Raw genomic sequence first — 24,515 nt, 5'->3', positions numbered from 1 at the left:
ACCATAGCCCCCGCGCGCCGCTCCGAAAGCCCTAGTAGCGGTAGTGTTCGGGCTTGAACGGGCCTTCCGGCGTCACGCCGATGTAGTCCGCCTGTTCCTTGGAGAGCTTGGTCAGCTTCGCGCCGAGCTTCTCGAGGTGCAGCATGGCCACCTTCTCGTCGAGGTGCTTGGGCAGGGTGTAGACGCGCTTCTCGTACTTCGCGCCGTTCTGCCACAGCTCGATCTGGGCCAGCGTCTGGTTGGTGAACGAGGCCGACATGACGAAGCTGGGGTGGCCCGTGGCGTTGCCGAGGTTCACCAGGCGGCCTTCCGACAGCACGATGATCTTCTTGCCGTCCGGGAACTCCACGTGGTGGACCTGATCCTTGATCTTGTCCCACTTGAAGTTGCGCAGGCCGGCGATCTGGATCTCGGAATCGAAGTGGCCGATGTTCGCCACGATGGCGTTGTTCTTCATCCGCCGCATGTGGTCGACGGTGAGGACGTCCTTGTTGCCGGTGGCGGTGACGAAGATGTCGGCCTTGTCGGCCACGTCCTCGACGGTCACGACCTCATAGCCTTCCATCGCCGCCTGCAGAGCGCAGATCGGGTCGACCTCGGTGACCATGACCCGGGCGCCGCCGTTGCGCAGCGAGGCGGCCGAGCCCTTGCCCACGTCGCCGTAGCCCATGACCACGGCGGTCTTGCCGGCCAGCATCACGTCCGTGCCGCGGCGGATGGCGTCCACCAGGCTCTCGCGGCAGCCGTAGAGGTTGTCGAACTTCGACTTCGTCACGCTGTCGTTGACGTTGATCGCCGGGAACGGCAGCTCGCCCCGCTCGGCCATCTGGTACAGGCGGTGGACGCCCGTGGTGGTCTCTTCCGACACGCCCTTGATGGCGGCGCGGATCGCCGAATAGAAGCCCGGCTTCTCCTTCAGGTAGCGCTTCATCACCGTGTAGAGCGCTTCCTCTTCCTCGTTCTGAGGATTGTTCAGGATCGAAGGATCGGCTTCGGCCTTGGGCCCGAGGACGCACAGCAGGGTCGCGTCGCCGCCGTCGTCCAGGATCATGTTCGGGTAGCCGCCGTCGGCCCATTCGAAGATCCGGTGGGCGTATTCCCAGTACTCGATCAGGGTCTCGCCCTTGATGGCGAACACCGGCGTGCCCTTCACCGCGATGGCGGCGGCGGCGTGGTCCTGGGTGGAGAAGATGTTGCACGAAGCCCAGCGCACCTCGGCGCCGAGAGCCTCCAGGGTCTCGATCAGGACCGCGGTCTGGATCGTCATGTGCAGCGAGCCCGCGACCCGAGCGCCCTTCAGGGGCTGGGCCTTGGCGAATTCCTCGCGCACCGCCATGAGGCCCGGCATTTCGGTCTCGGCGATCTCGATTTCCTTGCGGCCCCAGTCGGCGAGCGAAATGTCCTTCACGACGTAGTCGGTCATGGCGTCCTCAAAAGGGGGAAGTTCGGTTGCGCGCTCTATAGCCGCCGGGGCGGCCAGCCGCAACAATCATATAAAGAAGTCTTTATGTCCCGGGCTCAGGTCCCGCGGAGGGCGCGCCCCTGGGCCGACTTGCTCTCGAAGGAGAGATTCAGCGGCGCGGCCTTCGCCAGCTCCCGCGCGAGGGCGAACAGCGCCTCCTGGGGCCCCGACTTCAGCTCCAGCTCGACCTCGCTGATCGGCCCCGAGCGGCCGCCCGCCAGGACCTGCCCCACGTCGGCGGCGATCTCGATCTCGGCCCCCGCGTAGCGCACGAGCCGCTGGCGGCGCGTGATCCTGACCTCCGAGACGGGGACGAGGGCCGCCAGCTGGTCCTCCCCGGCCAGGGCGCGCAGGGCGGGCATGGAGAGGTCGGGAGAGAGCCCCGCCACCTCCATCTCGTGCTCCTCGCGGGAAAAGCCCTTTCCCCGCTTCAGCGTCTGGACGTACCGGCCGCCCCCCGACCGCACCCGGAAGGCGGCCTCCGCGGCGTGCAGCGCGGCGTCGGGGGTGTCGTAGTAGACCGAGACCAGCTCGCGGGTCTCCTCAGGCCCGGCGGGAGCGGCCGCCAGCACCGCGTCCATGTCCTTGGGATCGCAGAGGAACTTCAGCTCGAACTCGCGGCCCGCCTCGCCCATGCTGATCACCGCCCGTTGCTGACCCTGGGGAAAGCCCGGTAATGCGGGCTTCCGGCCTCGGAGAGTTCCTCATGAACGCGCACGTCCGCCCTGTCGACCCCGCGAACGTCGATCCCGCCCAGCCGCGCCACGACTGGACGCTGGAGGAGGTGGAGGCGCTGTTCGAGCTGCCCTTCACCGAGCTGGTGTTCCGGGCGGCCGAGGTCCACCGGCGCTGGTTCGACCCAACCGAGCTGCAGCTCTCGCAGCTCCTGTCGGTGAAGACCGGCGGCTGTCCCGAGGACTGCGGCTACTGCGCCCAGTCGCAGAAGTTCAAGACAGGGCTGGCGGCCTCGAAGCTGATGGAGGCCGAGACGGTGATCGCGGCCGCCGCCGAGGCCAAGGCGGGGGGCGCCCAGCGCTTCTGCATGGGCGCGGCCTGGCGCGACCTGAAGGACCGCGACCTGCCGAAGGTCGCCGCCATGATCTCGGGCGTGAAGGCCCTGGGCCTGGAGACCTGCGCCACCCTCGGCATGCTGACGGCCGACCAGGCGAAGGCGCTGAAGGCCGCCGGCCTCGACTACTACAACCACAACCTCGACACCGGCCCGGACTACTACGACAAGGTCGTGACGACCCGCACCTACCAGGACCGGCTCGACACCCTGGCCGCCGTGCGCGACGCCGGCATGGCCACCTGCTGCGGCGGCATCGTCGGCATGGGCGAGACCCGCCGCGACCGCGCGGGGCTGCTTCACCAGCTCGCCACCCTGCCCGCCCATCCGGACAGCCTGCCGATCAACGACCTGATGCCGATCCCCGGAACCCCCCTGGGAGATTCCAAGGCGGTCGATCCCCTGGAGTTCGTGCGGATGATCGCCGTGGCGCGGATCGTCTGCCCGAAGTCGATGGTGCGCATCGCCGCCGGCCGCGAGCACATGACCAAGGAGCTGCAGGCCCTGTGCTTCCTGGCCGGCGCCAATTCCATCTTCGTCGGCGCCCGGCTGCTGACCACCGACAATCCCGAGAAGACCGCCGACGAGGCCCTGCTCGCGGACCTCAAGATGAAGCCCATGGCGATGGCCTGAGGGCGGGAATCTGCCGCCCCGGCGGCAGATTCTTCACAGGGGAGCGCCGCCCTCGCAGGCAAGCGGTTGAAAACACGCCGGTCTGCGGCGGCACGCCGCTTGCGCGGGCCCGGCCATGCAGATCCCCTCTCCTGCCTCCGCCTTCGTTCCGCCGACGACCGGGTTCGGCGGGTTTGCAGCCAAGCCGCCCGAGCGCAGCGCCGCGGCGGCCGAGTTCCTCAGCTATGCCCAGAAGACCGCCGCCGAGCAGATGCGCGAGCAGGTCCTGCGCGCCCTTGGCGTGACCGAGGACGAGGTCCGGGCGATGGACCCGAAGGAGCGCGAGAAGCTGGAGGAGAAGGTCCGCGAGATGATCGAGCAGAAGGTGCGCGAAGACACCGAGCAGCGGACGGGCCTCCTGGTGGATGTCCGCGCCTGAGGTCTTGCCTGCCTGTTCATCGGATCATGTCGGCGACGGCCTAGCTGAACCGTCCTTCGGGTCCTATCTGGGAAGCTTCCGGAGGGGGACGCGTTTGGATCCGATCATTTCCGTCAGGGGTCTTTCCAAGACCTACGCCTCGGGCCACCAGGCCCTGAAGGACGTCAATCTCGACATCCGCCGGGGCGAGATTTTCGCCCTGCTGGGCCCGAACGGGGCCGGCAAGACCACGCTCATCGGCATCATCTGCGGCCTCGTGCGGGCCTCGTCCGGCCAGGTGGTCGCCGACGGCCACGACATCCAGCGAGACTATCGCGCCGCGCGCACCAAGATCGGCCTGGTGCCTCAGGAGCTCTCCACCGACGCCTTCGAGAAGGTGTGGGACACGGTGAAGTTCTCCCGCGGCCTGTTCGGCAAGGCGCCCGACGACGCCCACCTGGAGAAGGTGCTGAAGGACCTGTCCCTCTGGGACAAGAAGGACGCCAAGATCATGGCGCTGTCCGGCGGCATGAAGCGCCGGGTGATGATCGCCAAGGCCCTGTCGCACGAGCCGACCATCCTGTTCCTCGACGAGCCCACCGCCGGGGTGGACGTCGAGCTGCGCCGCGACATGTGGGAGATGGTCCGCCGCCTGCGCGAGGCCGGCGTGACGGTGATCCTGACCACCCACTACATCGAGGAAGCCGAGGAGATGGCCGACCGGATCGGCGTGATCTCCAGGGGCGAGCTGATCGTCGTCGAGGACAAGGACGTCCTGATGCGCAAGCTGGGCAAGAAGCAGCTCACCCTGCACCTGCAGGAGCCCCTGGCCGCCGTGCCGCCCGGGCTCGCCGACTACCAGCTCGAGCTGGCCGCCGAGGGGACCGAGCTCGTCTACACCTTCGACGCCCAGGCCGAGCGCACCGGCATCGCCGAGCTGATCAAGCGGCTCACCGAGCAGGGCGTCGATTTCAGGGACCTGCGCACGCAGGAAAGCTCGCTGGAGGAGATCTTCGTGAGCCTGGTCAGGAGCCGCGCATGAACGTGCACGCCGTGAAGGCCATCTACCTGTTCGAGATGCACCGCTGGCTGCGCACCATCGTGCAGAGCCTCGCCGCGCCGGTGATCACCACCTCGCTCTACTTCATCGTCTTCGGGGCGGCGATCGGACGCCGCATGCCCGAGATCGACGGGGTCAGCTACGGCGCTTTCATCATCCCGGGCCTGATCATGCTCTCGATCCTGACCGAGAGCATCTCCAACGGCTCATTCGGCATCTACATGCCGAAGTTCGCCGGCACCATCTACGAGCTGCTGTCCGCGCCGGTCTCCACCTTCGAGGTGGTGCTGGGCTACGTCGGCGCGGCGGCCACCAAGTCGGTGGTGCTCGGGCTCATCATCCTGGCCACGGCGCGCCTCTTCGTGGACTTCTCCATCGCGCACCCGTTCGTGATGCTGGCGTTCCTCGTCCTGACCTCGGTGACCTTCAGCCTGTTCGGCTTCCTGACCGGCATCTGGGCCGACGGCTGGGAGAAGTTGTCGATCATCCCGATCCTGGTGATCACGCCGCTGACGTTCCTGGGCGGCAGCTTCTATTCGATCGACATGCTGCCGGGGATCTGGCGCGACATCGCCCTGGTGAACCCGGTGGTCTACCTGGTCAGCGGCTTCCGGTGGGCGTTCTACGGCGTCTCGGACGTGGGGGTGGGCGTCAGCCTCGCCGCCACCTTCGGCTTCCTGGCGCTGTGCATGGCGGCGGTGACCTGGATCTTCCGTACCGGCTGGCGCCTGAAGAGCTAGGTCCTTCGATTTTGAAGGAGTTCTGAAGCTTCTCTATTCGTCTTCGTCGAAGCGGGCGGCGACCAGCTCGGCCAGGGCGGCGACGGCCGGCTCGGCCTCGGGCCCCTCGGCCTCGATCTGGATGCAGCAGCCCGGCGAAGCCGCCAGCATCATCAGGCCCATGATCGAGCGGGCGTCGACGGACTGGCCGTCCTTGGAGACGCGGACCTCGGCGTCGAAGCCGGCGGCGGTCTTTACGAATTTCGCCGACGCGCGGGCGTGCAGGCCTCGCTTGTTGACGATCTCCACGGTGCGGGAGGCGACGGTCTCGCTCAGCTCACTTCTCTCCGGCCAGGACGTAGGAGGCGACGGAGATGTACTTTCGCCCGGCTTCCTGCGCCGCCGCAACCGAGTCTTCGAGGCTGTAGCGGGTCCGTACGCTGGCCAGCTTGATCAGCATGGGGAGGTTGAGGCCGGCGATCACCTCGGCCCGGGTCTGCTCCATCACCGAGATGGCCAGGTTCGAGGGCGTGCCCCCGAACATGTCGGTCAGCAGGATGACGCCCTGGCCTGTATCCACGCGGCCGCAGGCCTCGAGGATGTCCTTGCGCCGGCGCTCCATGTCGTCGTCGGGGCCGATGCAGATCGACTCCACCGCCGCCTGCGGGCCCACCACGTGCTCCATGGCGAAGATGAACTCTTCCGCCAGACGCCCGTGGGTGACGATCACGAGCCCGATCATGCCTTTTGTTCCAAAGGGTATCCCCACCCGATGGCGCCGTAGCCGGGGCGCGAGCGGAGCTAAATACGCCTGTTGTGCGCCGCGTCAAAGCATGACAGCGCGCGACTGAGTTTCGCAGGCGCCGACTCCTCGAACGCTGCGGTAGTGAGCATCGGGGTGCGCACGCCAAGGATGTCCTCGAAGGCGGGATCGGGAATCCGCTCGGGCTCGCCCAGGCGCGCCACCAGGCCCACCTCGGCCAGCGGCAGCGCCTCGGTCCGCACGACGTCCAGGCCGCGCACCTCGATCAGCCCGTGCAGCGCGTCCGGCGCGCGGCCGAAGAGCCGCCCCCCGGAGGCCCACAGCACCACCCGGTCGTCCGCCACCAGCCGGAAGCCCCCGCCGAGGCAGCGGAGGGCGAGATCGCTCTTGCCCGCGCCGGACGGCCCCTCGATCAGCACGCCCAGCCAGCGGCCGCCGATCCGCTGCGCCACGAGGCCGGCGTGGCGGATCACGGCTCGGAGTCCGGAAGGATCAGCGTGAAGACGGCGCCCAGCACCTCGCCGTCGGCGGTCCGGTTCTGCGCCTGCACGGTGCCGCCGTGCGCCTCGGCGATCTGCCGCGCGATCGACAGTCCAAGGCCCGAATTGCCGCCGAACGCCGCGCCCTTGGGCCGCGAGGTGTAGAACCGCTCAAAGATCGTCTCCAGGTTCTCCGGGGGAATGCCCGGGCCGTTGTCCGAGACGGTGGCCACCACCCGGCCGTGCCCGCGGCCGAGGGCGACGGTGACCACGTCGCCCGGGGGGCTGAACGAGCGGGCGTTGTCGATGAGGTTGCGGAAGATCTGCCCCAGCGGGCCCTCGCGCCCCATCACCCGGACCGGCTCGGCGCCGGGGGCGATCTCGAGGCGGACGCGCACGTCGCCCGTCTTGGCGGTGGCCTGGTAGAGGCGGACGATGTCGGACAGCAGGCGGCCGACGTCCACAAGCTTCGGCTGGTCGCGCGAGAGCTCGGCGTCCAGCCGCGAGGCGTTGGAGATGTCGGTGACCAGCCGGTCCAGCCGCTGGACGTCGTTCTTCACCACCCCCATCAGCCGCTCGCGGGAGGCGGGCTCCTTCACGAGGTCGAGGGTCTCCACGGCCGAGCGGATCGAGGTCAGCGGGTTGCGGATCTCGTGGGCCACGTCCGCCGCGAAAGCCTCGATGGCGTCCATCCGCTCGGAGAGCGAGTGGGTCATGTCCTCCAGGCTGCGGGTCAGGTCACCGATCTCGTCGTCCCGCTTGGCGAGGTCCGGCAGCGAGATAGCCCGGGCCCGGGCCTGGCGCACCCGGTCGGCCGCGCGGGCGAGCCGGCGCACAGGCTGGGCGACCAGGCTGTTCAGCAGCAGGATAGAGGCGAGGTTCACCGCCACCGCGATCAGGATGAAGGGGATCAGCGCGGCCCGCTCGCCGGCGATGATCTCGTCGACGTCGCTGGCTTCCAGGGTGATCACCCCCAGCACGGCCTTCACGTGGCGGATAGGGATCGAGACCGAGACCACCCGCTCGCCGTCGGCGCTGCGGCGCATCCCGGCCCACTGGCGACCCTTCAGCGCCTCGCCCACCTCGAAGGCGAGCTGCTGCTGCGCCTCCTCCGCGGTGGCCTTCGGCTTGTGCGGCATGAGGTCGAGGTGGACGCCGCGCTCCTCCCGGGCCCGGGCGGGCGGCAGCACCTTCCACTCCACCCGGTCGGCGAGGAGGTCGGTGTCGGCCACCAGCCGCCCCTCGCGGTCGTACAGGCGCGCCCGCTGGGTGGTCGGGCTCTTGAAGGTCTGCATGATGTCGGCGGCGAGCGCCGTATCCATCTCGGGCTCGGGCTCGCCCACCGTGGCCGCCCGGTTGATGATGTCGGCGATCAGCGCGCCCTGGGTGCTGAGGCTGTCGATGCGCGCGTTGACGAGGCCCTGGCGCAGCTCGTTCAGCACCAGGGCGCCCCCCACGAGAACCGCGAGGCCCAGCAGGTTCAGGGCGACGATCAGCCGGCCGAGCTTGGAGCCCGGCAGCCAGCGGAACTTCGAAGCCCGGGCCGGCCGCTCAGGTTTCCCGGTAGCGGTAGCCGACGCCATAGAGGGTTTCGATCGCGTCGAAATCGGGGTCGACCTCGCGGAACTTCTTGCGCATGCGCTTGATGTGGCTGTCGATCGTGCGGTCGTCGACATAGACCTGGTCTTCGTAGGCCGCGTCCATCAGGTTGTCGCGGCTCTTCACGAAGCCGGGCCGCTGGGCCAGCGACTGCAGCAGCAGGAACTCGGTGACCGTCAGCTTCACCGGCTTGCCGTCCCACAGGCAGTCGTGACGGGCGGGGTCCAGGGTGAGCTTGCCGCGCTTGATCGCCCGGGCGCTGACCTCGGCGGCGCTGGCGGGGCCCGCGGCCTCGTCGGCCTCGCCCCGGCCGGCCCGGCGCAGCACGGCCTTCACCCGCTCGATCAGCAGACGCTGGCTGAACGGCTTGTGGATGTAGTCGTCGGCCCCGAGGTTGAAGCCCAGGATTTCGTCGATCTCCTCATCCTTCGAGGTGAGGATGATGACCGGCACGTCCGAGGTCCGGCGCAGGCGGCGCAGCACCTCCATGCCGTCCATGCGCGGCATCTTCACGTCCAGGATCGCCAGGTCCGGCGGGTCGTTCTCGAGCGCCGCCAGGCCCGAGGCGCCGTCGTAGTACGCCTTCACCGCGTGGCCGTGGCTTTCCAGCGCCAGGCTGACGGAGGTGACGATGTTCTCGTCGTCGTCCACCAGGGTGATCTTCGCCATGTGCGATCGAGGTCTCCGTATCCGAGAAGAGCCAAGCTATTGAGAGAGCACCGTGGCCTCAATGGGGCCGGGGTTCAGGTGCTGCGTGAAGTCAACACGCCCTTAAGCTGTTTCTAGCAACGTGCCAGCGTCCGGGGGGATGCTGGCATGGATGGATTCAGCGTGCATTTCGAGGTGTTCGTCCGGAAAACCCCCGGCGCGCCGTGGACATTGGAGATGGCCACGGAGAACCGCACGGCCGCCATGCAGGCTGCGGAGGACATGTTCAAGGAGGGTCGCTGCGCCGCCGCCAAGGTGACAAAGGAGACCCTCGACGAGGACACGCGCGAGTTCCAGAGCGTCGCCATACTGAAGCTGGGCGCACCCGAGGCCGCCCGCAAGCCCAAGCCGCAGGTCGACGTCCAGCCGCTCTGCGTGACGCCCCAGGACCTCTACACCATCCATGCGCGCGAGCGCATCGGCCGCCTCCTCGAGGGCTGGCTCGAGCGCAACAACGCCACGCCCTTCGAGCTGCTGCACCGCCCCGACCTGGTCGAGAAGCTGGAGGCCTCCGGCATCGACCTGCAGCACGCGATCCAGAAGCTGGCCGTGCCCGAGGCCCAGGCCCGCGGCATGACGGTCCACGAGCTGATGCGGGTGTTCCACCAGCTGGTCGACCGCGCCGTCGACCGCCTGATGGGCGACCACCGCCGCGGCGCCCTGCCCGATGTCGACAGGGAAGGCTTCGCGGCCGCCGCCGAACGCCTCGCCAAGGAGCCCGAGCGGGTCTACCTGCTGGGCGCCGGCGTCGCGGCCTCCATCGCGCCGGCGAACAACTGGTCCGAGAAGGTGCTGCGGCTGCTGGACCTGGCCGACGCCGCTCCCAAGGGCCACGCCGCCCGCGCTCTCGCCCTGTCGGTGCTGGAACAGCCGCTGGCCGAGATCCTGGAATCCAAGCCCGGGCTCGGCGACCTGCTGGGCAAGGGGCTGGACCTCGGCTCGGGCCTGGCCGCCGTCACCCGCCTTGCGGCCTATGAATCGGTGGAGTCGCTCATCCGCGTCGAGCGGTCAGTCGCCAAGGTCATGCCCGAGCTCGCGCCCCCCGCGCAGCGTCTCGCCAAATGGCTCTCCACCGAGGATTTCGCCGACGTGCGCACCGCGCTGGGCAAGCGCATCCTGCGCGAACTGAACGGGCCCCGCCGCCTGAAGCCCGGCGACGCCGAGGCCGAGATCGATGTCCTGCGGGCGCTCGCCATGTCGCTGACCGCGGCCTCGGGCAAGCTGCTGCCCCTGGAGGATGTCCAGGCCGCCTTCTCCGCCCGCTCGCGGATGCTGATCACCGGCGACTTCGTTGAGGCCTACCTCGGCCAGGGCAAAACCTCCCGCGAGGAAGTCGAGGCGCTGATCTGGCTGACCGAGAACGTCATCGGCGCCGCCAACAAGCGCCAGGCCGGCCGCTGGCTGAAGGCCGTGGTGCAGTCCCTGCGCTTCGAGAAGGAGATGCGCCAGGACGGCGCCGACAGCCCGGCGGTGCGCCTCGCCCAGCTCGCCGCCCTCCAGCGCGCGGTGGCCCGCTGCGGCCTCGTCGAGGAGGACTTCGTGCCGATCCAGACCCGCCTGGGCGAACTCGGCGGGCAGGTCGAGGCCGAGGCCCGGCTGGTGGCCAGCATCGTCAAGGCCAACGCCTCGGCCGTCCAGCGGCTCACCCTGCTGCTGAAGCTCGCCAGCGGCGAGACCGCGCCGCTCGGCCCCGCGGCCGGCCGCGCCAAGGTCGAGGCGCTGAAGCTCGCCCGCCACGACGACATCCGCATCGAGCTGTCCCAGACCCCGGACCAGGTCGACAGCATGCGCGAGCTGATCCAGCAGGCGGGCCTGGCGGCCTAGAGGCCCAGCGCCTCCTCGAGCGCGCCCGCCACCTTCGCCACGTCGCCATCCGCCATCCCCGGATAGAGCGGCAGGGACAGGCAGCGCGCGTACCAGGCCTCGGCCCCGGGCAGCTCCAGGGCGCCGTACCGGTCCCGGTAGTACGGCTGGCGGTGGACCGGGATGTAGTGCACCTGGCTGCCGATCCCGCGCGCCTTCAGGGCCTCCACGACCTCAAGGCGCGTGCGGCCGGCCGCCTCGAAATCGATCAGCACGGTCATCAGGTGCAGCACCGGATCGCTCCAGGCGGGGCGGGCCGCGGGACGCACCACCGGCGCTAGCGGCGCGAGCGCCTCGGCGTAGAGGCCGGCCAGGGCCCGTCGCCGCGCCGCGAACCTGGGCAGCTTCTTCAGCTGCGAGAGGCCCAGGGCGCACAGCACGTCGGGCAGGCGGTAGTTGAAGCCCAGCTCGGGCATCTCGTACCACCAGGGCTCGCAGCCCTCGGGCCGGACCATGCCGTGGCTGCGGAAGGTCCGCAGGCGCGTGGCGAGCTCGGGATCGTTCGTCGTGACCATGCCGCCCTCGCCGGTGGCGATGGTCTTCACCGGGTGGAACGAGAACGTCGCCATGGCGGAGTGGCGCACATCGCCGACCCGTTCCGCCCTATCGCTGAAGCGCATCGTCGTTCCGAGGGCGTGCGGCGCGTCTTCGACGAGCACCGCGCCGGCGCTGCGGGCCAGGTCCGCCAGGGCCGGCAGCTCGGCCGCGTCGCCGCGCAGGTGGACGGGCAGGACGGCCCGCAGCCGGCGCCCGTCCAGCCGGCCCAGCGCCTCGGCCAGGGTCTGCGGCGTCATCAGGCCGGTGTCGGGATCGACGTCGGCGAACACCACCTCGGCGCCGACATACCGGGCGCAATTGGCCGTCGCCAGGAAGGTGATGGCAGGCGCGATCACCGCCTCGCCGGGGCGAACGTCCAGCGCCAGCATGGCCAGGTGCAGCGCCGCCGTGCCGTTGGCGCAGGCGACGGCGTGCCTTGCCCCCACCACCTCGGCGAACGCCCGCTCGAACGCCTCGACGGTCGGGCCGGTGGTCAGGAAGTCGCCGCGCAGGGCCTCGGCGACGGCGGCGATGTCGTCGTCCTCGATCGTCTGCCGGCCGTAGGGAAGCACCGCCACCTCAGTCGGTCGCGCGCCGGCGGCGGCGCTCGGGGGCGTCTTCGCCCAGCATGGCGAGGAAGGCCTCGGCGCCCAGCCAGTCGTCGTTGGTGTCCGAGGCGTAGGAGAAGCCTTCCGCGACCTCGCCGCCTTCCAGCGGCTCGCGGGTGTACTCGGCGAAGGCCGGCTCGATGACGTAGCGGTCGCCGAGGTCCAGCGTGGTGCGCGCATCGTCCGACGAGATCATCATCTCGTGCAGCTTCTCGCCCGGGCGGATGCCGATCACCTTGGTGGGCAGCTTCGGCGCCATGGCGGCGGCGATGTCCACGACCTTCATCGAAGGGATCTTGGGCACGAAGATCTCGCCGCCGCGCATGAGCTGCAGCGACGAGAGGACGAAGTCCACGCCCTCGTCCAGGGTGATCAGGAACCGGGTCATGCGCGGGTCGGTGATCGGCAGCTCGGCCGCGCCGCGGGCGATCAGGCGCTGGAACAGCGGCGCCACCGAGCCGCGCGAGCCGACCACGTTGCCGTAGCGCACCACCGAGAACCGCGTGCCGATGTCGCCCGACAGGTTGTTGGCCGCCACGAAGGTCTTGTCCGAGGCGAGCTTGGTGGCCCCGTAGAGGTTGATCGGATTGCAGGCCTTGTCGGTGGAGAGCGCCACCACCTTCTGCACCCGGTTGGCGAGGCAGGCGCGGACCACGTTCTCGGCGCCCAGCACGTTCGTGTGGATGCACTCCGAGGGATTGTACTCGGCCGCGGGCACCTGCTTCAGGGCGGCGGCGTGGATCACCACGTCGACGCCGCGGAACGCCAGGCTCAGCCGCTCGCGGTCCCGCACGTCGCCCAGGAAGAAGCGCATGTGCGCCAGCTTCTCGCGCCCGAACCGCTCGGCGAGGTCGATCTGCATCTCGCTCTGCTTCAGCTCGTCGCGCGAGTAGACGATCAGCTTGCGGGGCGTCGAGCGCTGCAGGACGGTCTCGATGAAGCGGCGCCCGAACGAGCCGGTGCCGCCGGTCACGAGGATGACCTTGCCGTCGAGGTCCAGGGCGGTCGGCGCAAATCGTCCCAAGCGGGGCTCCCGGCAGCGATTCGTATCGGAGCCGACTGTCCGGCCCGCCGCGTAAAGAGACCGCTAACCATGCGCGGGGCCATCATCGCCCCATGGACCGCCGCCGCCTCGCAGGCCTGATCGCGCTGATCCCCGTGGGGACCGCCCTGCTGCCCGGCGCCGCCCGCGCGGCCGGCAAGAAGAAGGACGAGCCGGCCACCCGCTCGCCCTACGTCCCGATCCAGACCCTGCTCGGCACGACCGTGCGGCCGGACGGCCGCCGCGGGTCGCTGTCGGTGGAGTGCGGACTCGACATACCGGACGCGTCCTTGAGGGAACGCGCCGAGGCCTCGATGCCCCGCCTGCGGTCAGCCTTCGCCGCCACGGTCCGGACCTACGCCGCGGGCCTGCCGGCCGGCCATCCGCCCAATGTCGACTTCATCGCCCGCGCCCTGCAGCAGCAGACGGACCAGGTGCTGGGCCGCGCCGGCGCCAAGGTGCTGCTGGGCGCCGTGCTGGTGAACTGACGCCCAGCAGCGGCCTCACATCGCCGAGATGCCGCCGTCCAGCTTGAGTTCTGCCGCCGTCATGAACCGGCTCTCGTCCGAGGCCAGGTAGAGCACGGCGTTGGCGATGTCGTCCGGCTCGCCGATGCGGCCCAGCGGCACCTGGCGGGCCAGCTTGGCCTCGGCCTCCTCCTTGCCGAACCGCTGGCGCAGCGGATCGAGGATCGGGGTGTCGATGAAGGTCGGGTGGATCGAGTTCGAGCGGACGTCCAGCCCCTGCTTGGCGCAGTGCAGCGCGATCCCCTTCGACAGCAGCCAGACCGCCGCCTTCGAGGCGTTGTAGACGGGGGTGTTGTGGGCCGCGATCAGACCCGCGATCGAGCTGATGTTGACGATCGAGCCGGGCTGGTTCTGGCGCAGATACTTCAGCGCGTGCTTGGTGCCGAGGAAGACCGAGTCGACGTTGACGCCCATCACCAGCTTCCAGTCCTCGAAGCTGAGCTCCTCGATATTGCCGCCGCGGCTGATGCCGGCGTTGTTCACCAGCACCGAGATCCCGCCCATGGCCGCGTCGGCCTCCTCGAGGGCGAAGATCCACTGCTCCTCCTTGGTCACGTCGAGCGGGAAGGCGAACGCCGTCCCCTCGCCCTGCGCGGCGTTGATCTCGGCGGCGACCGCCGCCGCTCCCGCCACGTTGATGTCGGCCAGGCTCACCTTGGCGCCTTCGGACGCCAGCTTGCGCGCGAACGCCGCCCCCAGTCCCTGCGCCGCCCCGGTGATGAACGCCTTCTTGCCCGCGACCCGTCGGGCCATCGTCTGTTTCCTCCTAGTTCCCCGAAATCTCGTCCATGAACCCCGCCAGGGTCATGTCCAGCTCGGTGACGCCGTCGGCGTCGTGGGTGGCTAGGGTCACCTCGACCCGGTTGTAGACGTTGAACCACTCCGGATGGTGGTCGAGCTGGTCGGCCCGGATCGCCACCCGGGTCATGAAGCCGAAGGCCGCGTTGAAGTCCTTGAAGCGGAAGGTCTTGCAGATCGCATCGCGCCCGCCCTCGGCCTTGGCCCAGGTCGGCAGGCGCGCCAGCGCCGCCTCGGCGCCGATCTTCTTGGGGCGGCTCATGCCGGCTCCTCCTCGGGGAAGTCGAGGCCGACGATGGCCGACAGGTCGGCCAGCGCCTGGGCCTCGGTGGTCACCTTGATGGCCTGCATGCCCAGGCCCGCGGCCGGCTTGCAGTTGATACCCAGGTCGTCGAGGTAGACGCAGGCCTCGGGCCGCACGTCCAGCAGGTCGCACATCATCAGGTAGATCCGCGGGTCGGGCTTGCGCACGCCGGCCTTGCTGCTCTCGATGATGGCGTCGAACAGCGGCATCACCTGGGCCATGGCGCCGGCCATCCGCTGGCCCTCGTCCTGGCCGGGGCTGTGCTCGGAGACGACGTTGTTGGTGATGCAGCCCACCTTGAACTGCGCCTTGCACGCCTTGAGCGCCGCCACCATCCGCGGGCGCAGCTGGCCCGACAGCAGCGGCAGCACCTCGCGGCCGGGGACCGGATGGCCCAGGGTCGTGGACTCAGCCAGGAACAGCTCGTCGAAGCGGAAGGCGTCGATCTCGTTGCGCTCGAACAGCGCCCAGGCGTTGTGGTCGGGGTTGGTGGCGTTCACCCGCCGGATGAAGTCCCGCGGCAGCCCCTTCTCGGCCTCGTAGCGGTTGAAGGCCTCGAAGGGCGAGGAGGTGAACACCCCGCCGAAATCCCAGATCACCGCCTCGATGCTCATCCGCCGCTCCGCCTTCCTGATCGTCACCAGCGGTCTAGAGAGGCTGCGCCGGCCGTGCAACTAAGGGCCGATGCGCCCCGACCGCCTGCCCCTCGCCGTCCGCCTCGCCGCCTATGCCGCGGCCACGGCGGTGGTGCTGTACATCTGCCTGGCGCCCACCGACGCCCTGCCTGACGTCGCGCTCGACGTCTGGGACAAGGCCGAGCACGCGCTCACCTGGGCCGGCCTGGTCCTCCTGGGCCTGGCGTTCTGGCCCCGCCGGCTGCTCGCCGTCTCGGCCTTCGCCCTGGTCCTGGGCGCAGCCATCGAGGCGCTGCAGGCGGGAATGGGCGCGGGCCGGCAGGGCGATCCCCTCGACTTCCTGGCCGACGCGGTCGGGGTCGCCGCGGTGGTTGCGGCGGCGACGCTACTCCGCCGGCGCCGGGGCCGCGCCCGGGATCACGCCTGAGCCCTGGCCCTCCGCCTCGGCCCGCTGGCGCGCCCGGCGCTCCTCCAGCGCCGCCTTGGTGGCCTCGTAGGTCCGCCGGTCGATCCTGTAGAGCGAGTAGAAGAACGCCGCGATCACGCCGGGCACGGCGGCCATGACGCTGTCCCACAGGGCCAGGTTGAAGAGGACGTCCGACGGCACGTCCGCGATGGTCTTCGCCCCGATCGGGAAGTTGATCAGGGTGATCACCCAGCCGGCGACGGCGGTGCCCACGGCCATGTCGATCTTCCCGGCCATGGTGCGGGTCGAATAGAGGATTCCCTCCTGGCGGAGGCCGAACCGCAGCTCGTTCTCGTCCGCGACGTCGGCCAGGGCCGACATGACGCTGATCTGCAGCACGCTGATGGCGCCGTACTGCACCGCCGCGAAGGCGATCAGCAGCGGCACGAGACCGGCCTGACCCGGGTGCAGCACGCCCATCATGCCCAGGATGATCGGGATCGGCGGCACGAGGGCGTAGATCAGGGCGGCGATGATGATGGTGCGCTTCTTGTCGATGCGCCCGTGCAGCAGGGGCGCGAACAGGAAGGCGGTCAGGTAGCCGACGAAGCTGCCCAGCACGAACCAGGACAGCTCCTCGCTGGAGAGATCCCAGTAGTAGGTGGCGACGTAGAGCCTGAGGCCCTCGCGCAGGCCGATCATCAGGGCCACGAAGAAGTAGGCCACCAGCAGCCAGACGTAGTTGATGTTGGCCAGCGCCTTGCGGATGTCGCTGAGGAAGCCGCCGACGCTGAACGCCGGCTGCCCCGGCTGGGCCTTCGGCAGGTGGGGGATGCGGTCCTTGGTGAACCAGGCCGAGATCAGCAGCACGCCGCCGGTGACGAGGCCGATCGTCAGGGCGTAGGCGCCCCAGGGCTCGGGGTTCAGGAGCCCGCGCGGGAACTCGGGCGTGGTCGGGAAGAACACCCGCAGCGCCACGATCACGGTCAGCGACCCGCCGGCCCAGTTGAAGAAGCTGTAGTAAGCCATGACCTTGGAGCGCTCGGTGTAGTGGGGCGACAGTTCGCCCCCGAGCGCCAGGTGCGGCACGTAGAAGAACGTCATCGCCTGCCGCATCAGGATCACCGCGGCCGCCAGCCAGATCAGCAGGCCCGTCTGGCCCAGCCCGGCGGGCGGCGCGAAGATCGCCCACACCGACAGCCCCACCGGGATGCAGGCGGCGAACAGGTAGGGGTGCCGCCGGCCCCAGCGCGACCGCGTCCGGTCCGAGATCGAGCCCACGATCGGGTCCGAGACCGCGTCCAGCACGAGGCTGGCCGAGATGGCCAGGCCCGCCAGATGGGCCGGCACGCCCAGGACCTGGTTGTAGAAGAGGATGGCGAAGCTGGAGACCGAATAGAGCGCGACCATCTCCGCCGCGCCGCCCAGCCCGAAGGCGAGCTTGGTCTTCATGGGCAGGCGTTCGCCCGCCGCCGGCTTGCCGACCATCCGCATCCTCCCGCGCTCTCGGGCGCCTTGCCGCAAGCCAACCTCAGGGCCGCGGGACCGTCAATCGGCGGCGTACCGCACTTTCGATCCCCACGGCGGCGATCCTTGCGACTGCCGCCTGCCCCGGAAACCTGCTAGGAGGGGGTTCGACGTTCCCGAAGCGCCGCCATGGGCGCACGTTCGTCCCCCTCACCCCTGACGCCGGAACATTCCATGCCCCGCGCCCAAGCCGTTCCCGCCGCCGGTCACAACATCGGGACCGCAGACCGGACCCGCGCCCTGACGCGCATCGACGAGCGCCTGCGCTGGCTGGCCACCTGGACCATCCACCACGCCAACCACCTGCGCGAGAGCCGCGACGGCCTGAAGGTGGGCGGCCACCAGGCCTCCTGCGCCTCGATGACCACCATCCTGACGGCGCTGTACTTCCACGCGCTGCGCCCCGAGGACCGGGTGGCGGTGAAGCCGCACGCCTCCCCGGTCTTCCACGCCGCCCAGTACCTGATGGGCCGGCAGACCCGCGAGCAGCTGGAGGCCTTCCGCAGCTTCGGCGGCGCCCAGTCCTATCCCTCGCGGACCAAGGACAAGGACGACGTCGACTTCTCCACCGGCTCGGTCGGCCTGGGCGTGGCGATCACCGCCTTCGCCTCGCTGGCCCAGGATTACCTGAAGGGCCACGGCCTGCTGGATCCGGCGCGCGAGGGTCGCTTCGTCGCCACGCTGGGCGACGCCGAGCTGGACGAGGGCAACATCTACGAGTGTCTCATCGAGGCCTACAAGCACGACATCCGCAACGTCTGGTGGATCGTCGACTACAACCGCCAGAGCCTCGACGCGACGACCGCCGACCGGATGTTCGACCGGTTCGACGACATCTTCGAGACCGCCGGCTGGCGGGTCGTGACGCTGAAGTGGGGCAAGGCCCAGGAGCGCGCCTTCGCCCGTCCCGGCGGCGCGGCCCTGCGCAGCTGGATCGAGGCCTGCTCGAACGCCGAATACGCGGCGCTCACCTACCAGGGCGGCGCGGCCTGGCGCGCACGCCTGACCCGCGACATCGGCCGCGAGTCGCACGTCCCGGCCCTGCTCGAGAGCTTCTCGGACGAGGCGCTGCACCAGCTGATGATCGGTCTCGGCGGCCACTGCATCGAGACCCTGACCGAGGCCTTCGACGCCGCCGCCCGCGACGACACGCCCACCCTGTTCATCGCCTACACGGTCAAGGGCTTCGGCCTGCCGCTGCAGGGCCACAAGGACAACCACGCCGGCCTGATGACGCCGTCCCAGGTGGAAGCCCTGCGCGAGGCGATGGGCGTTCCCGCGGGGGCCGAATGGGAGCCCTACGCCGGCCTGCCGCCCGAGGAGGCCGAGGCGCTGGCGGCCTTCGTGCGCGACGTCCCCTTCGCCGCCGAGGCCGACCGGCGGCCCCGGGCGGCCCCCGTGCCGGTCCCGCCGCGCGAGGCCTTCCCCGCCCCGGACGGCGCCGAGCAGTCCACCCAGGCCGCCTTCGGGCGCATCCTGCTGGACCTCGCCAAGAGCGGCCACCCGATCGCCGACCGGATCGTCACGACCAGCCCGGACGTGACCGTCTCGACGAACCTCGGCGGCTTCGTGAACCAGCGGGGCCTGTTCCGCCGGCGCGAGACCGCCGACGTGTTCCGCGACGCCAAGATCCCCTCGCCCCAGAAATGGGCGGGCGGGCGCGCCGGCCAGCACATCGAGCTCGGCATCGCCGAGCACAACCTGTTCCTGAACCTGGGCGCCCTGGGCCTGACGGCCCCGCTGTTCGGCGAGCGGCTGCTGCCGATCGGGACCGTGTACGATCCCTTCATCAGCCGCGGCCTCGATGCCCTGAACTACGCCTGCTACCAGGACGCCCGCTTCATGCTGGTGGCGACGCCGTCCGGCCTGACGCTGGGCCCGGAAGGCGGGGCGCACCAGTCGATCTACACGCCGCTGATCGGCATCGGCCAGCCGGGCCTGACCTATTTCGAGCCGGCCTTCGTGGACGAGCTCTCCGAGGTCATGCGCTGGTCGTTCGAGCACATGCAGGCGCCGGACGGCGGCTCGGTCTACCTGCGCCTGACGACCCGCAGCCTGTCGCAGCCGGAACGGTCCGACGACGCTTGGCGCGAGCCGGCGCTGAAGGGCGGCTACTGGCTGCGCGAGCCGGCGGAAGGCTCCGAGGCGGCCCTCGTGTTCTGCGGCGCCGTCGCGCCCGAGGTGCTGGCCGCGGCCGAGCAGCTGGCCGACGACCTGCCGGGGCTGGGCGTGCTGAACGTCGTCTCCCCGGGCCTGCTGCACCGCGACTGGATGGACGCGCGCCGCGGCCGTTGGACCCGCGGCGAGCGCCGGCGCAGCCACGCCGAGGCGCTGCTGTCGCGGCTGGCGCCGGGAGCCGGCCTCGTCACCGTCGTCGACGGCTCGCCCGCCACGCTCTCGTGGCTGGGCGGGGTGCGCGGCATGCGGGTCAGCGCGCTCGGCCTCGACAGCTTCGGCCAGGTCGGCGACCTGCCCGACCTCTACCGCCACTACCGCCTCGACGTGGACGCCATCGTCGACGCGGCGGCGGAGCTGTTCCTGTAGTGGGGCTCCCCCTGAAGGGGGAGCGCCGTTACGGAGCCAGCGCCTGCTCCAAGTCTGCGATCAGGTCGTCGGCGGACTCCACGCCCACGGACAGGCGGATCAGGCCGTCCGAGATGCCGATGCGCGCGCGGGTCTCGGGCGGGATCGAGGCGTGGGTCATGATCGCCGGGTGCTCGATCAGGCTCTCCACCCCGCCCAGGCTCTCTGCCAGGGTGAAGAGGCGGGTCCGCTCCAGCATCCGCCGCGTGCCGTCGAGGTCGCGGTCGAGGATGGCGGTGATCATGCCGCCGAAGCCGTGCATCTGCTTCTTCGCCAGCGCGTGCTGCGGATGGCTCTCCAGGCCCGGATAGATCACCTGGCGGATGTGGCCGCGCGCCTCCAGCCAGCGGGCGATCTTCATCCCGTTCTCGCAATGGCGCTCCATGCGCAGCGCCAGGGTCTTCACCCCGCGCAGCGTCAGGAAGCTGTCGAACGGCGAGGCCACCGCGCCCACGGCGTTCTGCAGGAAGGTGAGCTGGTCGCGCAGGGCGGCGTTGTCGCCGACCACCAGCGCCCCGCCGACCACGTCGGAGTGGCCGCCCAGGTACTTGGTGGTCGAGTGCATCACCACGTCGAAGCCCAGCTCCAGCGGCCGCTGGACGTAGGGGCTGGCGAAGGTGTTGTCGGCCGCCGCGATCAGGCCGCGGCGCTTGCACAGGTCGGCGATGGCCTCCAGGTCCGCGAGCCGCAGCAGCGGATTGGTGGGCGTCTCCACCCAGATCATCCGGGTCTTCGGCGTGATCGCCGCCTCGATGGCCGCGACGTCGGCCAGGTCCACGAAGCTGAACTCGAGGCCCGCCGAGCGGCGCTTCACCTTGTCGAACAGTCGGAACGAGCCGCCGTAGAGGTCCTCGGAGGCGATGACGTGGTCGCCCGCGTCCAGCACCTCCAGCAGGGTTGAGATGGCCGCCAGGCCCGAGGCGAAGGCGTAGCCGTTCGTCCCGCTCTCCAGGTCCGCCAGCGCCCGCTCCAAGGCGAAGCGGGTCGGGTTGTGGCTGCGCGAGTACTCGAAGCCCTGGTGCACGCCGGGCGAGGACTGGGCGTAGGTCGAGGTCGCGTAGATCGGCGGCATCACCGCGCCGGTGCTGGGATCGTGGCTCTGGCCGCCGTGGATGGTCCGGGTGGCGAACTCCAGCCGGTTCTTCCCGCCAAGGGTCGTGGGAGAGGTCTTGGGGCTGTCGCTGGTCACGCCGAGCGCCTCATGTAGTTGATCAGGTCGATGCGGGTGATGAGGCCCAGGAAGTCCCGGCCGTCCATGACGATGGCCACCTGGTCCTGCTCGAAGATCGGCAGCAGGGCGTCCAGCGGTTGGTTCGCCTGGAGCGTGTTGAGCTTGGCGGTCATGGCCGCGCTCACCGGCTGCTTGAAGCGGCCCTCGGCCTGGCGCCGCTCGACGGCCTCCAGCAGGTCGCTCTCGTCGATCAGGCCGATCAGGCGGCCGTCGTCCATCACCGGCAGCTGGCTGACGTCGGCCTGGCGCATGCGGTTGTAGGCGGTGAGCAGGGTGTCCTCGGGCCCGACCGTGACCGCCTCGCCCTCCGAGCGGGCGATCAGGTCGCGCAGGTCGCCGTGCAGCTGGCGGTCGGCCAGGCCCTGCTCGGCCACCCAGCTGTCGTTGTACATCTTGGACAGGTAGCGGGAGCCGGTGTCGCACACGAGGGTCACGACCCGCTTCGGCTCGGTCTGCTCGCGGCAGTACTTCAGCGCCGCGGCCAGCAGGGTGCCCGACGAGGAGCCGGCCAGGATGCCCGCCTTCATCAGCAGCTCGCGGGCGGTGGCCACGCTTTCCTGGTCGGTGATCGCATAGGCCTTCTCGACGAGGTCGAGGTCGCAGATGTCGGGCACGAAGTCCTCGCCGATGCCCTCGACGATCCACGAGCCGGCCTCGACGTGCTTCCCTTCGTTGACGAGGGGGGCGAGGATCGAGCCCACCGGATCGGCCAGCACCATCCTGGTCTTGGGCGAGACCTTCGCGAAGTAGCGGCCGAGGCCGGTGAGCGTGCCGCCCGAGCCGACGCCCACGACGACGGCGTCCACGTCGCCCTCCATCTGCTCGAAGATCTCCGGACCCGTGGTGGTCTCGTGGGCCAGCGGGTTCGCCGGGTTCTCGAACTGGTTGATGTAGACGGCGTTGTTCAGCTTCGCCGCGATGGCGGCGGCCATGTCCTGGTAGTACTCGGGATGGCCCTTGCCGACGTCGGAGCGGGTGATGCGCACATCGACGCCCATGGCCCGCAGGTGCTGGATCTTCTCGCGGGCCATCTTGTCGGGCACGACCAGCAGCAGCTTGTAGCCCTTCAGCAGGCCCACCTGGGCCAGGCCCAGGCCCGTGTTGCCGGCGGTGGCCTCGACGATGGTGCCGCCGGGCTTCAGCCGGCCGTCCTTCTCGGCCGCCTCGATCATCGAGCGGGCGATGCGGTCCTTGATGGAGCCGCCGGGATTGGCGTTCTCGAGCTTGACGAACAGGCGGCAGGGGCCGGTGTCGAAGCCATGCAGCTCGACCATGGGGGTGCGCCCGATCAGCTCGAGCGCGGAGTCCGCCGGCGGCGGCAGGGGTTGGGCGGTCACGACTAGCCTCTGGAGTGGCGGAAGCGCACGGCTCTACGAAACGGAACCGGATTGCTTCGAGTTCAGCTAGCGGTGGTAGACATTAAGCCCAAGCGCGGCGCAACCGCGATTTCCTTGCCGCACCGCACCCTCCAGAGGGCAGAACGCGCCGCCCAGTCGTTGTGGCCGGGGCTCAGAAGAAGGCGGCGCCGGGCCGCACGCCCAGCTTCTTGAACGCCATGGCCGCCGGGCAGAAGCCGGTGAAGGCGGCCTGGATCATGTTCAGGCCGGCGAACACCGCCAGCAGGATCCACCAGGGGCTGACGTAGTAGGCCAGGGCCACGCTGAGCAGGATCATGCAGCCGGCGAAGACGAAGACGGCGCGGTCGAGGGTCATTCGGAAGGCTCCTTGTCTCTCAGTCTCAGGCGGGCGCCTTGGCGAGCGCCTGCTGGGTCCAGGCGACGATCTGGTCGGCGCTCAGGGCGCCGGCCTGGCGGGCGACGACCCCGCCGTCCCGGAACAGGATCAGCGTCGGGATGCCCGACACCTGCAGGTCGGCGGCGGCCTGCGGGTCCTGCTCGGAATTTAGCTTCAGCAGCCGCACCTGCGGTTCCAGCCGGGCGGCCGCCTTTTCGAAGTGCGGCGCCATCATCCGGCAGGGGCCGCACCAGGGCGCCCAGACGTCGAGCAACAGGGCCGCGCCCTTGGTCGATCCCCGGTGGACGGCCAGTTCGGCGCCGGTCACCTCGATCGGCCGGCCCGCGAACAGTCGGTCCCCGCAGCGGCCGCACTTGGCCTCCAGCGGGTCCTTGCCGAGCGGCATCCGGTTCACCGCGTTGCACGCGTGGCAGACGAGCTGTCGCATGGGCGTCAGGCCTTGAGCTTGCGGGCGCCCATGAGGTCGAGCGCCAGCTTCTCGTAGAAGGGCTCGGCCTCGCCGCGCTTCACCTTGCCGATGAAGTACTTTTCGAAGCCCACCTTCGCCAGGTGCACCCAGCGGCCCTCGGCCGACCAGTTGACGTTGCGCGGCGGGATCTGCGGCTGGGCGATGAAGGCCACCCCGCTGTCCCCGAAGTCGGCCAGGCAGATGGCGTTCCAGGTCGCCTCGGCGCTCGCCGACCCGCCGTCCACCAGGGCCGACAGGTTCTTGGCGATGGCGGTGACCATGCTCTCGATCATGAAGCCGGTCTTCGGCACGCCGACCGGCACCGGCGTCTTGCCGGTCGGGGCGATGGCCACGGCCACGCCCAGCCCGAAGACGTTCGGGAAGGCGGGATTGCGCTGGTTCTTGTCGACCACCACGAAGCCGCGGGGATTGGTCAGACCCTCGATCCCATGGATCGCCGGAACGCCCCGGAACGCCGGCAGCAGCATGGAGAAGGCGAAGGGGAGCTCGTGCCGGGCCTTCACGGCGCCGTCGTCGGCGACCTCCTCCACGTCCATGACCCCCGCCTCCACCTTCTCCACCTTGGCGTTGGTGATCCACTTGATGTGGCGGTTGCGCATCTCGCTCTCGAGCAGGCCCTTGGTGTCGCCCACGCCGTCGAGGCCCAGGTGCCCGATGTAGGGTTCGGAGGTGACGAAGGTCATCGGCACGCGGTCGCGCAGCTTCCGCCGGCGCAGCTCGGTGTCGAGGATCATCGCGAACTCGTAGGCCGGGCCGAAGCACGAGGCCCCCTGCACGGCCCCGACCACGATCGGGCCCGGATCCTTCACGAAGGCGTCGAAGGCGGCCGCCGCGCGCTCGGCGTGGTCGACGTGGCAGATCGACTGGGTGAAGCCGCCGTGCGGCCCCAGCCCCGGGATCTCGTCGAAGGCGAGCTCGGGGCCGGTGGCGATCACCAGATAGTCGTAGGCGAGGCTTTGGCCGTCGTTCAGCTCGATGCGGTTCTCGGCCGGGTGGACCCGGCGGGCTCCCACGCCGGTGAAGCCGATGCCCTTGCGCTTCATCACCTCGGGCAGCCTGACCTCGATGGCGTCGCGCTTGCGCCATCGGACGGCCACCCAGGGATTGGACGGCACGAAGTGGAACGTGTCGCCCTGGTTGACGACCGTGACTTCGGCGCGGCCGCCGACGGCGGCCTTGATTTCGTAGGCGGCGATGGTCCCACCGAGACCGGCGCCGAGGATGGCGATGACGGGGACGGGCGTTTCCATGAGCATACCTTGCGGGAGTCCGCGCCGTCCGCCTTGAGCGAAGTCAACGCTTTCCGGCCGCGGCGAGCCTAATGAAGCTGCCCTTGATCGG

26 protein-coding genes are annotated in these 24,515 nt (G+C 69.9%); 8 read left to right on the top strand and 18 right to left on the bottom strand.

Annotated features, from left to right (window positions below; all coding sequences use genetic code 11):
- Positions 1-31 precede the first annotated feature (31 nt).
- Entirely contained in the window at positions 32-1,423 is a 1,392-nt protein-coding gene (gene ahcY, locus PHZ_RS00505; protein ID WP_012520655.1) for an adenosylhomocysteinase, read from the bottom strand.
- Between the two features lie 95 nt (positions 1,424-1,518).
- Positions 1,519-2,097, bottom strand: coding sequence for a CYTH domain-containing protein (locus PHZ_RS00500; RefSeq protein ID WP_012520654.1), 579 nt, complete (start codon positions 2,095-2,097; stop codon positions 1,519-1,521).
- Between the two features lie 71 nt (positions 2,098-2,168).
- Here PHZ_RS00500 and bioB point away from each other — a divergent pair, with 71 nt between their 5' ends.
- From bioB to PHZ_RS00480, 4 genes are all read left to right on the top strand, one after another.
- Positions 2,169-3,164 carry a biotin synthase BioB gene (gene bioB, locus PHZ_RS00495; protein WP_012520653.1) on the top strand — a complete coding sequence of 332 codons (996 nt, stop codon included), beginning with the start codon at positions 2,169-2,171 and terminating at the stop codon, positions 3,162-3,164.
- A 115-nt stretch (positions 3,165-3,279) separates the two neighbouring features.
- A complete protein-coding gene (locus PHZ_RS00490) occupies positions 3,280-3,582 on the top strand; it encodes a hypothetical protein (protein ID WP_012520652.1) in 303 nt (100 codons plus the stop codon).
- Positions 3,583-3,676: 94 nt separating this feature from the next.
- Positions 3,677-4,603, top strand: coding sequence for an ABC transporter ATP-binding protein (locus PHZ_RS00485; protein WP_012520651.1), 927 nt, complete (start codon positions 3,677-3,679; stop codon positions 4,601-4,603).
- Positions 4,600-5,361, top strand: a complete 762-nt coding sequence (locus tag PHZ_RS00480; protein WP_012520650.1) for an ABC transporter permease — start codon at positions 4,600-4,602, stop codon at positions 5,359-5,361. The genes PHZ_RS00485 and PHZ_RS00480 overlap by 4 nt, the downstream gene beginning before the upstream one ends.
- Positions 5,362-5,394: 33 nt before the next feature.
- Here PHZ_RS00480 and PHZ_RS00475 read toward each other — a convergent pair whose 3' ends face one another.
- The 5 genes from PHZ_RS00475 to PHZ_RS00455 are packed head-to-tail and all read right to left on the bottom strand — an operon-like array spanning position 5,395 to position 8,850.
- On the bottom strand, positions 5,395-5,676 hold the full coding sequence (locus tag PHZ_RS00475) for an HPr family phosphocarrier protein (protein WP_041373751.1): 282 nt from the start codon (positions 5,674-5,676) through the stop codon (positions 5,395-5,397).
- A gap of 1 nt (position 5,677) precedes the next feature.
- A complete protein-coding gene (locus PHZ_RS00470; protein ID WP_012520648.1) occupies positions 5,678-6,082 on the bottom strand; it encodes a PTS sugar transporter subunit IIA in 405 nt (134 codons plus the stop codon).
- 59 nt (positions 6,083-6,141) lie between these two features.
- Positions 6,142-6,576: an HPr kinase/phosphorylase gene (locus tag PHZ_RS00465; RefSeq protein ID WP_012520647.1), complete on the bottom strand. Its 435-nt coding sequence runs from the start codon at positions 6,574-6,576 to the stop codon at positions 6,142-6,144.
- Positions 6,573-8,165, bottom strand: a complete 1,593-nt coding sequence (locus PHZ_RS00460) for a stimulus-sensing domain-containing protein (protein WP_012520646.1) — start codon at positions 8,163-8,165, stop codon at positions 6,573-6,575. The genes PHZ_RS00465 and PHZ_RS00460 overlap by 4 nt, the downstream gene beginning before the upstream one ends.
- Positions 8,134-8,850 carry a response regulator transcription factor gene (locus PHZ_RS00455; RefSeq protein ID WP_012520645.1) on the bottom strand — a complete coding sequence of 239 codons (717 nt, stop codon included), beginning with the start codon at positions 8,848-8,850 and terminating at the stop codon, positions 8,134-8,136. The genes PHZ_RS00460 and PHZ_RS00455 overlap by 32 nt, the downstream gene beginning before the upstream one ends.
- Before the next feature lie 147 nt (positions 8,851-8,997).
- Here PHZ_RS00455 and PHZ_RS00450 point away from each other — a divergent pair, with 147 nt between their 5' ends.
- Entirely contained in the window at positions 8,998-10,713 is a 1,716-nt protein-coding gene (locus PHZ_RS00450; RefSeq protein WP_012520644.1) for a hypothetical protein, read from the top strand.
- Here PHZ_RS00450 and pseC read toward each other — a convergent pair.
- Together pseC and pseB are read right to left on the bottom strand one after the other, a co-directional pair.
- Positions 10,710-11,867, bottom strand: coding sequence for a UDP-4-amino-4,6-dideoxy-N-acetyl-beta-L-altrosamine transaminase (gene pseC, locus PHZ_RS00445; RefSeq protein WP_012520643.1), 1,158 nt, complete (start codon positions 11,865-11,867; stop codon positions 10,710-10,712). The genes PHZ_RS00450 and pseC overlap by 4 nt on opposite strands.
- Position 11,868: 1 nt before the next feature.
- The gene (gene pseB / locus PHZ_RS00440) at positions 11,869-12,921 is read right to left on the bottom strand and encodes a UDP-N-acetylglucosamine 4,6-dehydratase (inverting) (protein ID WP_012520642.1); all 1,053 of its coding nucleotides are present in this window, start codon (positions 12,919-12,921) and stop codon (positions 11,869-11,871) included.
- Positions 12,922-13,013: 92 nt separating this feature from the next.
- On the opposite strand from pseB, the gene PHZ_RS00435 reads away from it, so the two are divergent.
- On the top strand, positions 13,014-13,427 hold the full coding sequence (locus PHZ_RS00435) for a hypothetical protein (protein ID WP_012520641.1): 414 nt from the start codon (positions 13,014-13,016) through the stop codon (positions 13,425-13,427).
- A gap of 15 nt (positions 13,428-13,442) precedes the next feature.
- On the opposite strand, the gene PHZ_RS00430 is transcribed toward PHZ_RS00435, so the two are convergent.
- The 3 genes from PHZ_RS00430 to PHZ_RS00420 are packed head-to-tail and all read right to left on the bottom strand — an operon-like array spanning position 13,443 to position 15,182.
- Positions 13,443-14,219 (bottom strand): SDR family oxidoreductase, encoded by a 777-nt coding sequence (locus PHZ_RS00430; protein ID WP_012520640.1) that lies wholly within the window; start codon positions 14,217-14,219, stop codon positions 13,443-13,445.
- A 13-nt stretch (positions 14,220-14,232) separates the two neighbouring features.
- Entirely contained in the window at positions 14,233-14,526 is a 294-nt protein-coding gene (locus tag PHZ_RS00425) for a 4a-hydroxytetrahydrobiopterin dehydratase (protein WP_012520639.1), read from the bottom strand.
- Positions 14,523-15,182, bottom strand: a complete 660-nt coding sequence (locus PHZ_RS00420) for an HAD-IA family hydrolase (protein ID WP_012520638.1) — start codon at positions 15,180-15,182, stop codon at positions 14,523-14,525. The genes PHZ_RS00425 and PHZ_RS00420 overlap by 4 nt, the downstream gene beginning before the upstream one ends.
- A gap of 70 nt (positions 15,183-15,252) precedes the next feature.
- Here PHZ_RS00420 and PHZ_RS00415 point away from each other — a divergent pair, with 70 nt between their 5' ends.
- Positions 15,253-15,630 (top strand): hypothetical protein, encoded by a 378-nt coding sequence (locus PHZ_RS00415; protein ID WP_012520637.1) that lies wholly within the window; start codon positions 15,253-15,255, stop codon positions 15,628-15,630.
- Here PHZ_RS00415 and PHZ_RS00410 read toward each other — a convergent pair.
- On the bottom strand, positions 15,589-17,097 hold the full coding sequence (locus PHZ_RS00410) for an MFS transporter (protein WP_012520636.1): 1,509 nt from the start codon (positions 17,095-17,097) through the stop codon (positions 15,589-15,591). The two genes, PHZ_RS00415 and PHZ_RS00410, sit on opposite strands and share 42 nt — an antisense overlap.
- A gap of 213 nt (positions 17,098-17,310) precedes the next feature.
- Between PHZ_RS00410 and PHZ_RS00405 the strand changes: the two genes are divergently transcribed.
- Positions 17,311-19,680, top strand: coding sequence for a transketolase (locus PHZ_RS00405; protein ID WP_012520635.1), 2,370 nt, complete (start codon positions 17,311-17,313; stop codon positions 19,678-19,680).
- Between the two features lie 28 nt (positions 19,681-19,708).
- Here PHZ_RS00405 and PHZ_RS00400 read toward each other — a convergent pair whose 3' ends face one another.
- The 5 genes from PHZ_RS00400 to PHZ_RS00380 form a co-directional block, all read right to left on the bottom strand.
- Positions 19,709-20,908 carry a cystathionine gamma-synthase gene (locus tag PHZ_RS00400; RefSeq protein ID WP_012520634.1) on the bottom strand — a complete coding sequence of 400 codons (1,200 nt, stop codon included), beginning with the start codon at positions 20,906-20,908 and terminating at the stop codon, positions 19,709-19,711.
- On the bottom strand, positions 20,905-22,287 hold the full coding sequence (locus tag PHZ_RS00395; RefSeq protein ID WP_012520633.1) for a pyridoxal-phosphate dependent enzyme: 1,383 nt from the start codon (positions 22,285-22,287) through the stop codon (positions 20,905-20,907). The genes PHZ_RS00400 and PHZ_RS00395 overlap by 4 nt, the downstream gene beginning before the upstream one ends.
- A gap of 172 nt (positions 22,288-22,459) precedes the next feature.
- Positions 22,460-22,663 (bottom strand): YgaP family membrane protein, encoded by a 204-nt coding sequence (locus PHZ_RS00390; protein ID WP_012520632.1) that lies wholly within the window; start codon positions 22,661-22,663, stop codon positions 22,460-22,462.
- Positions 22,664-22,688: 25 nt separating this feature from the next.
- The gene (locus tag PHZ_RS00385; RefSeq protein WP_012520631.1) at positions 22,689-23,132 is read right to left on the bottom strand and encodes a thioredoxin family protein; all 444 of its coding nucleotides are present in this window, start codon (positions 23,130-23,132) and stop codon (positions 22,689-22,691) included.
- A gap of 5 nt (positions 23,133-23,137) precedes the next feature.
- Positions 23,138-24,424 carry an NAD(P)/FAD-dependent oxidoreductase gene (locus tag PHZ_RS00380; protein WP_012520630.1) on the bottom strand — a complete coding sequence of 429 codons (1,287 nt, stop codon included), beginning with the start codon at positions 24,422-24,424 and terminating at the stop codon, positions 23,138-23,140.
- Between the last annotated feature and the right edge of the window lie 91 nt (positions 24,425-24,515).

Origin of the sequence: Phenylobacterium zucineum HLK1 (assembly GCF_000017265.1) — a bacterium.
GTDB classification, from domain to species: Bacteria; Pseudomonadota; Alphaproteobacteria; order Caulobacterales; family Caulobacteraceae; genus Phenylobacterium; species Phenylobacterium zucineum.
This window is presented reverse-complemented; position numbering and strand designations above follow the sequence as displayed.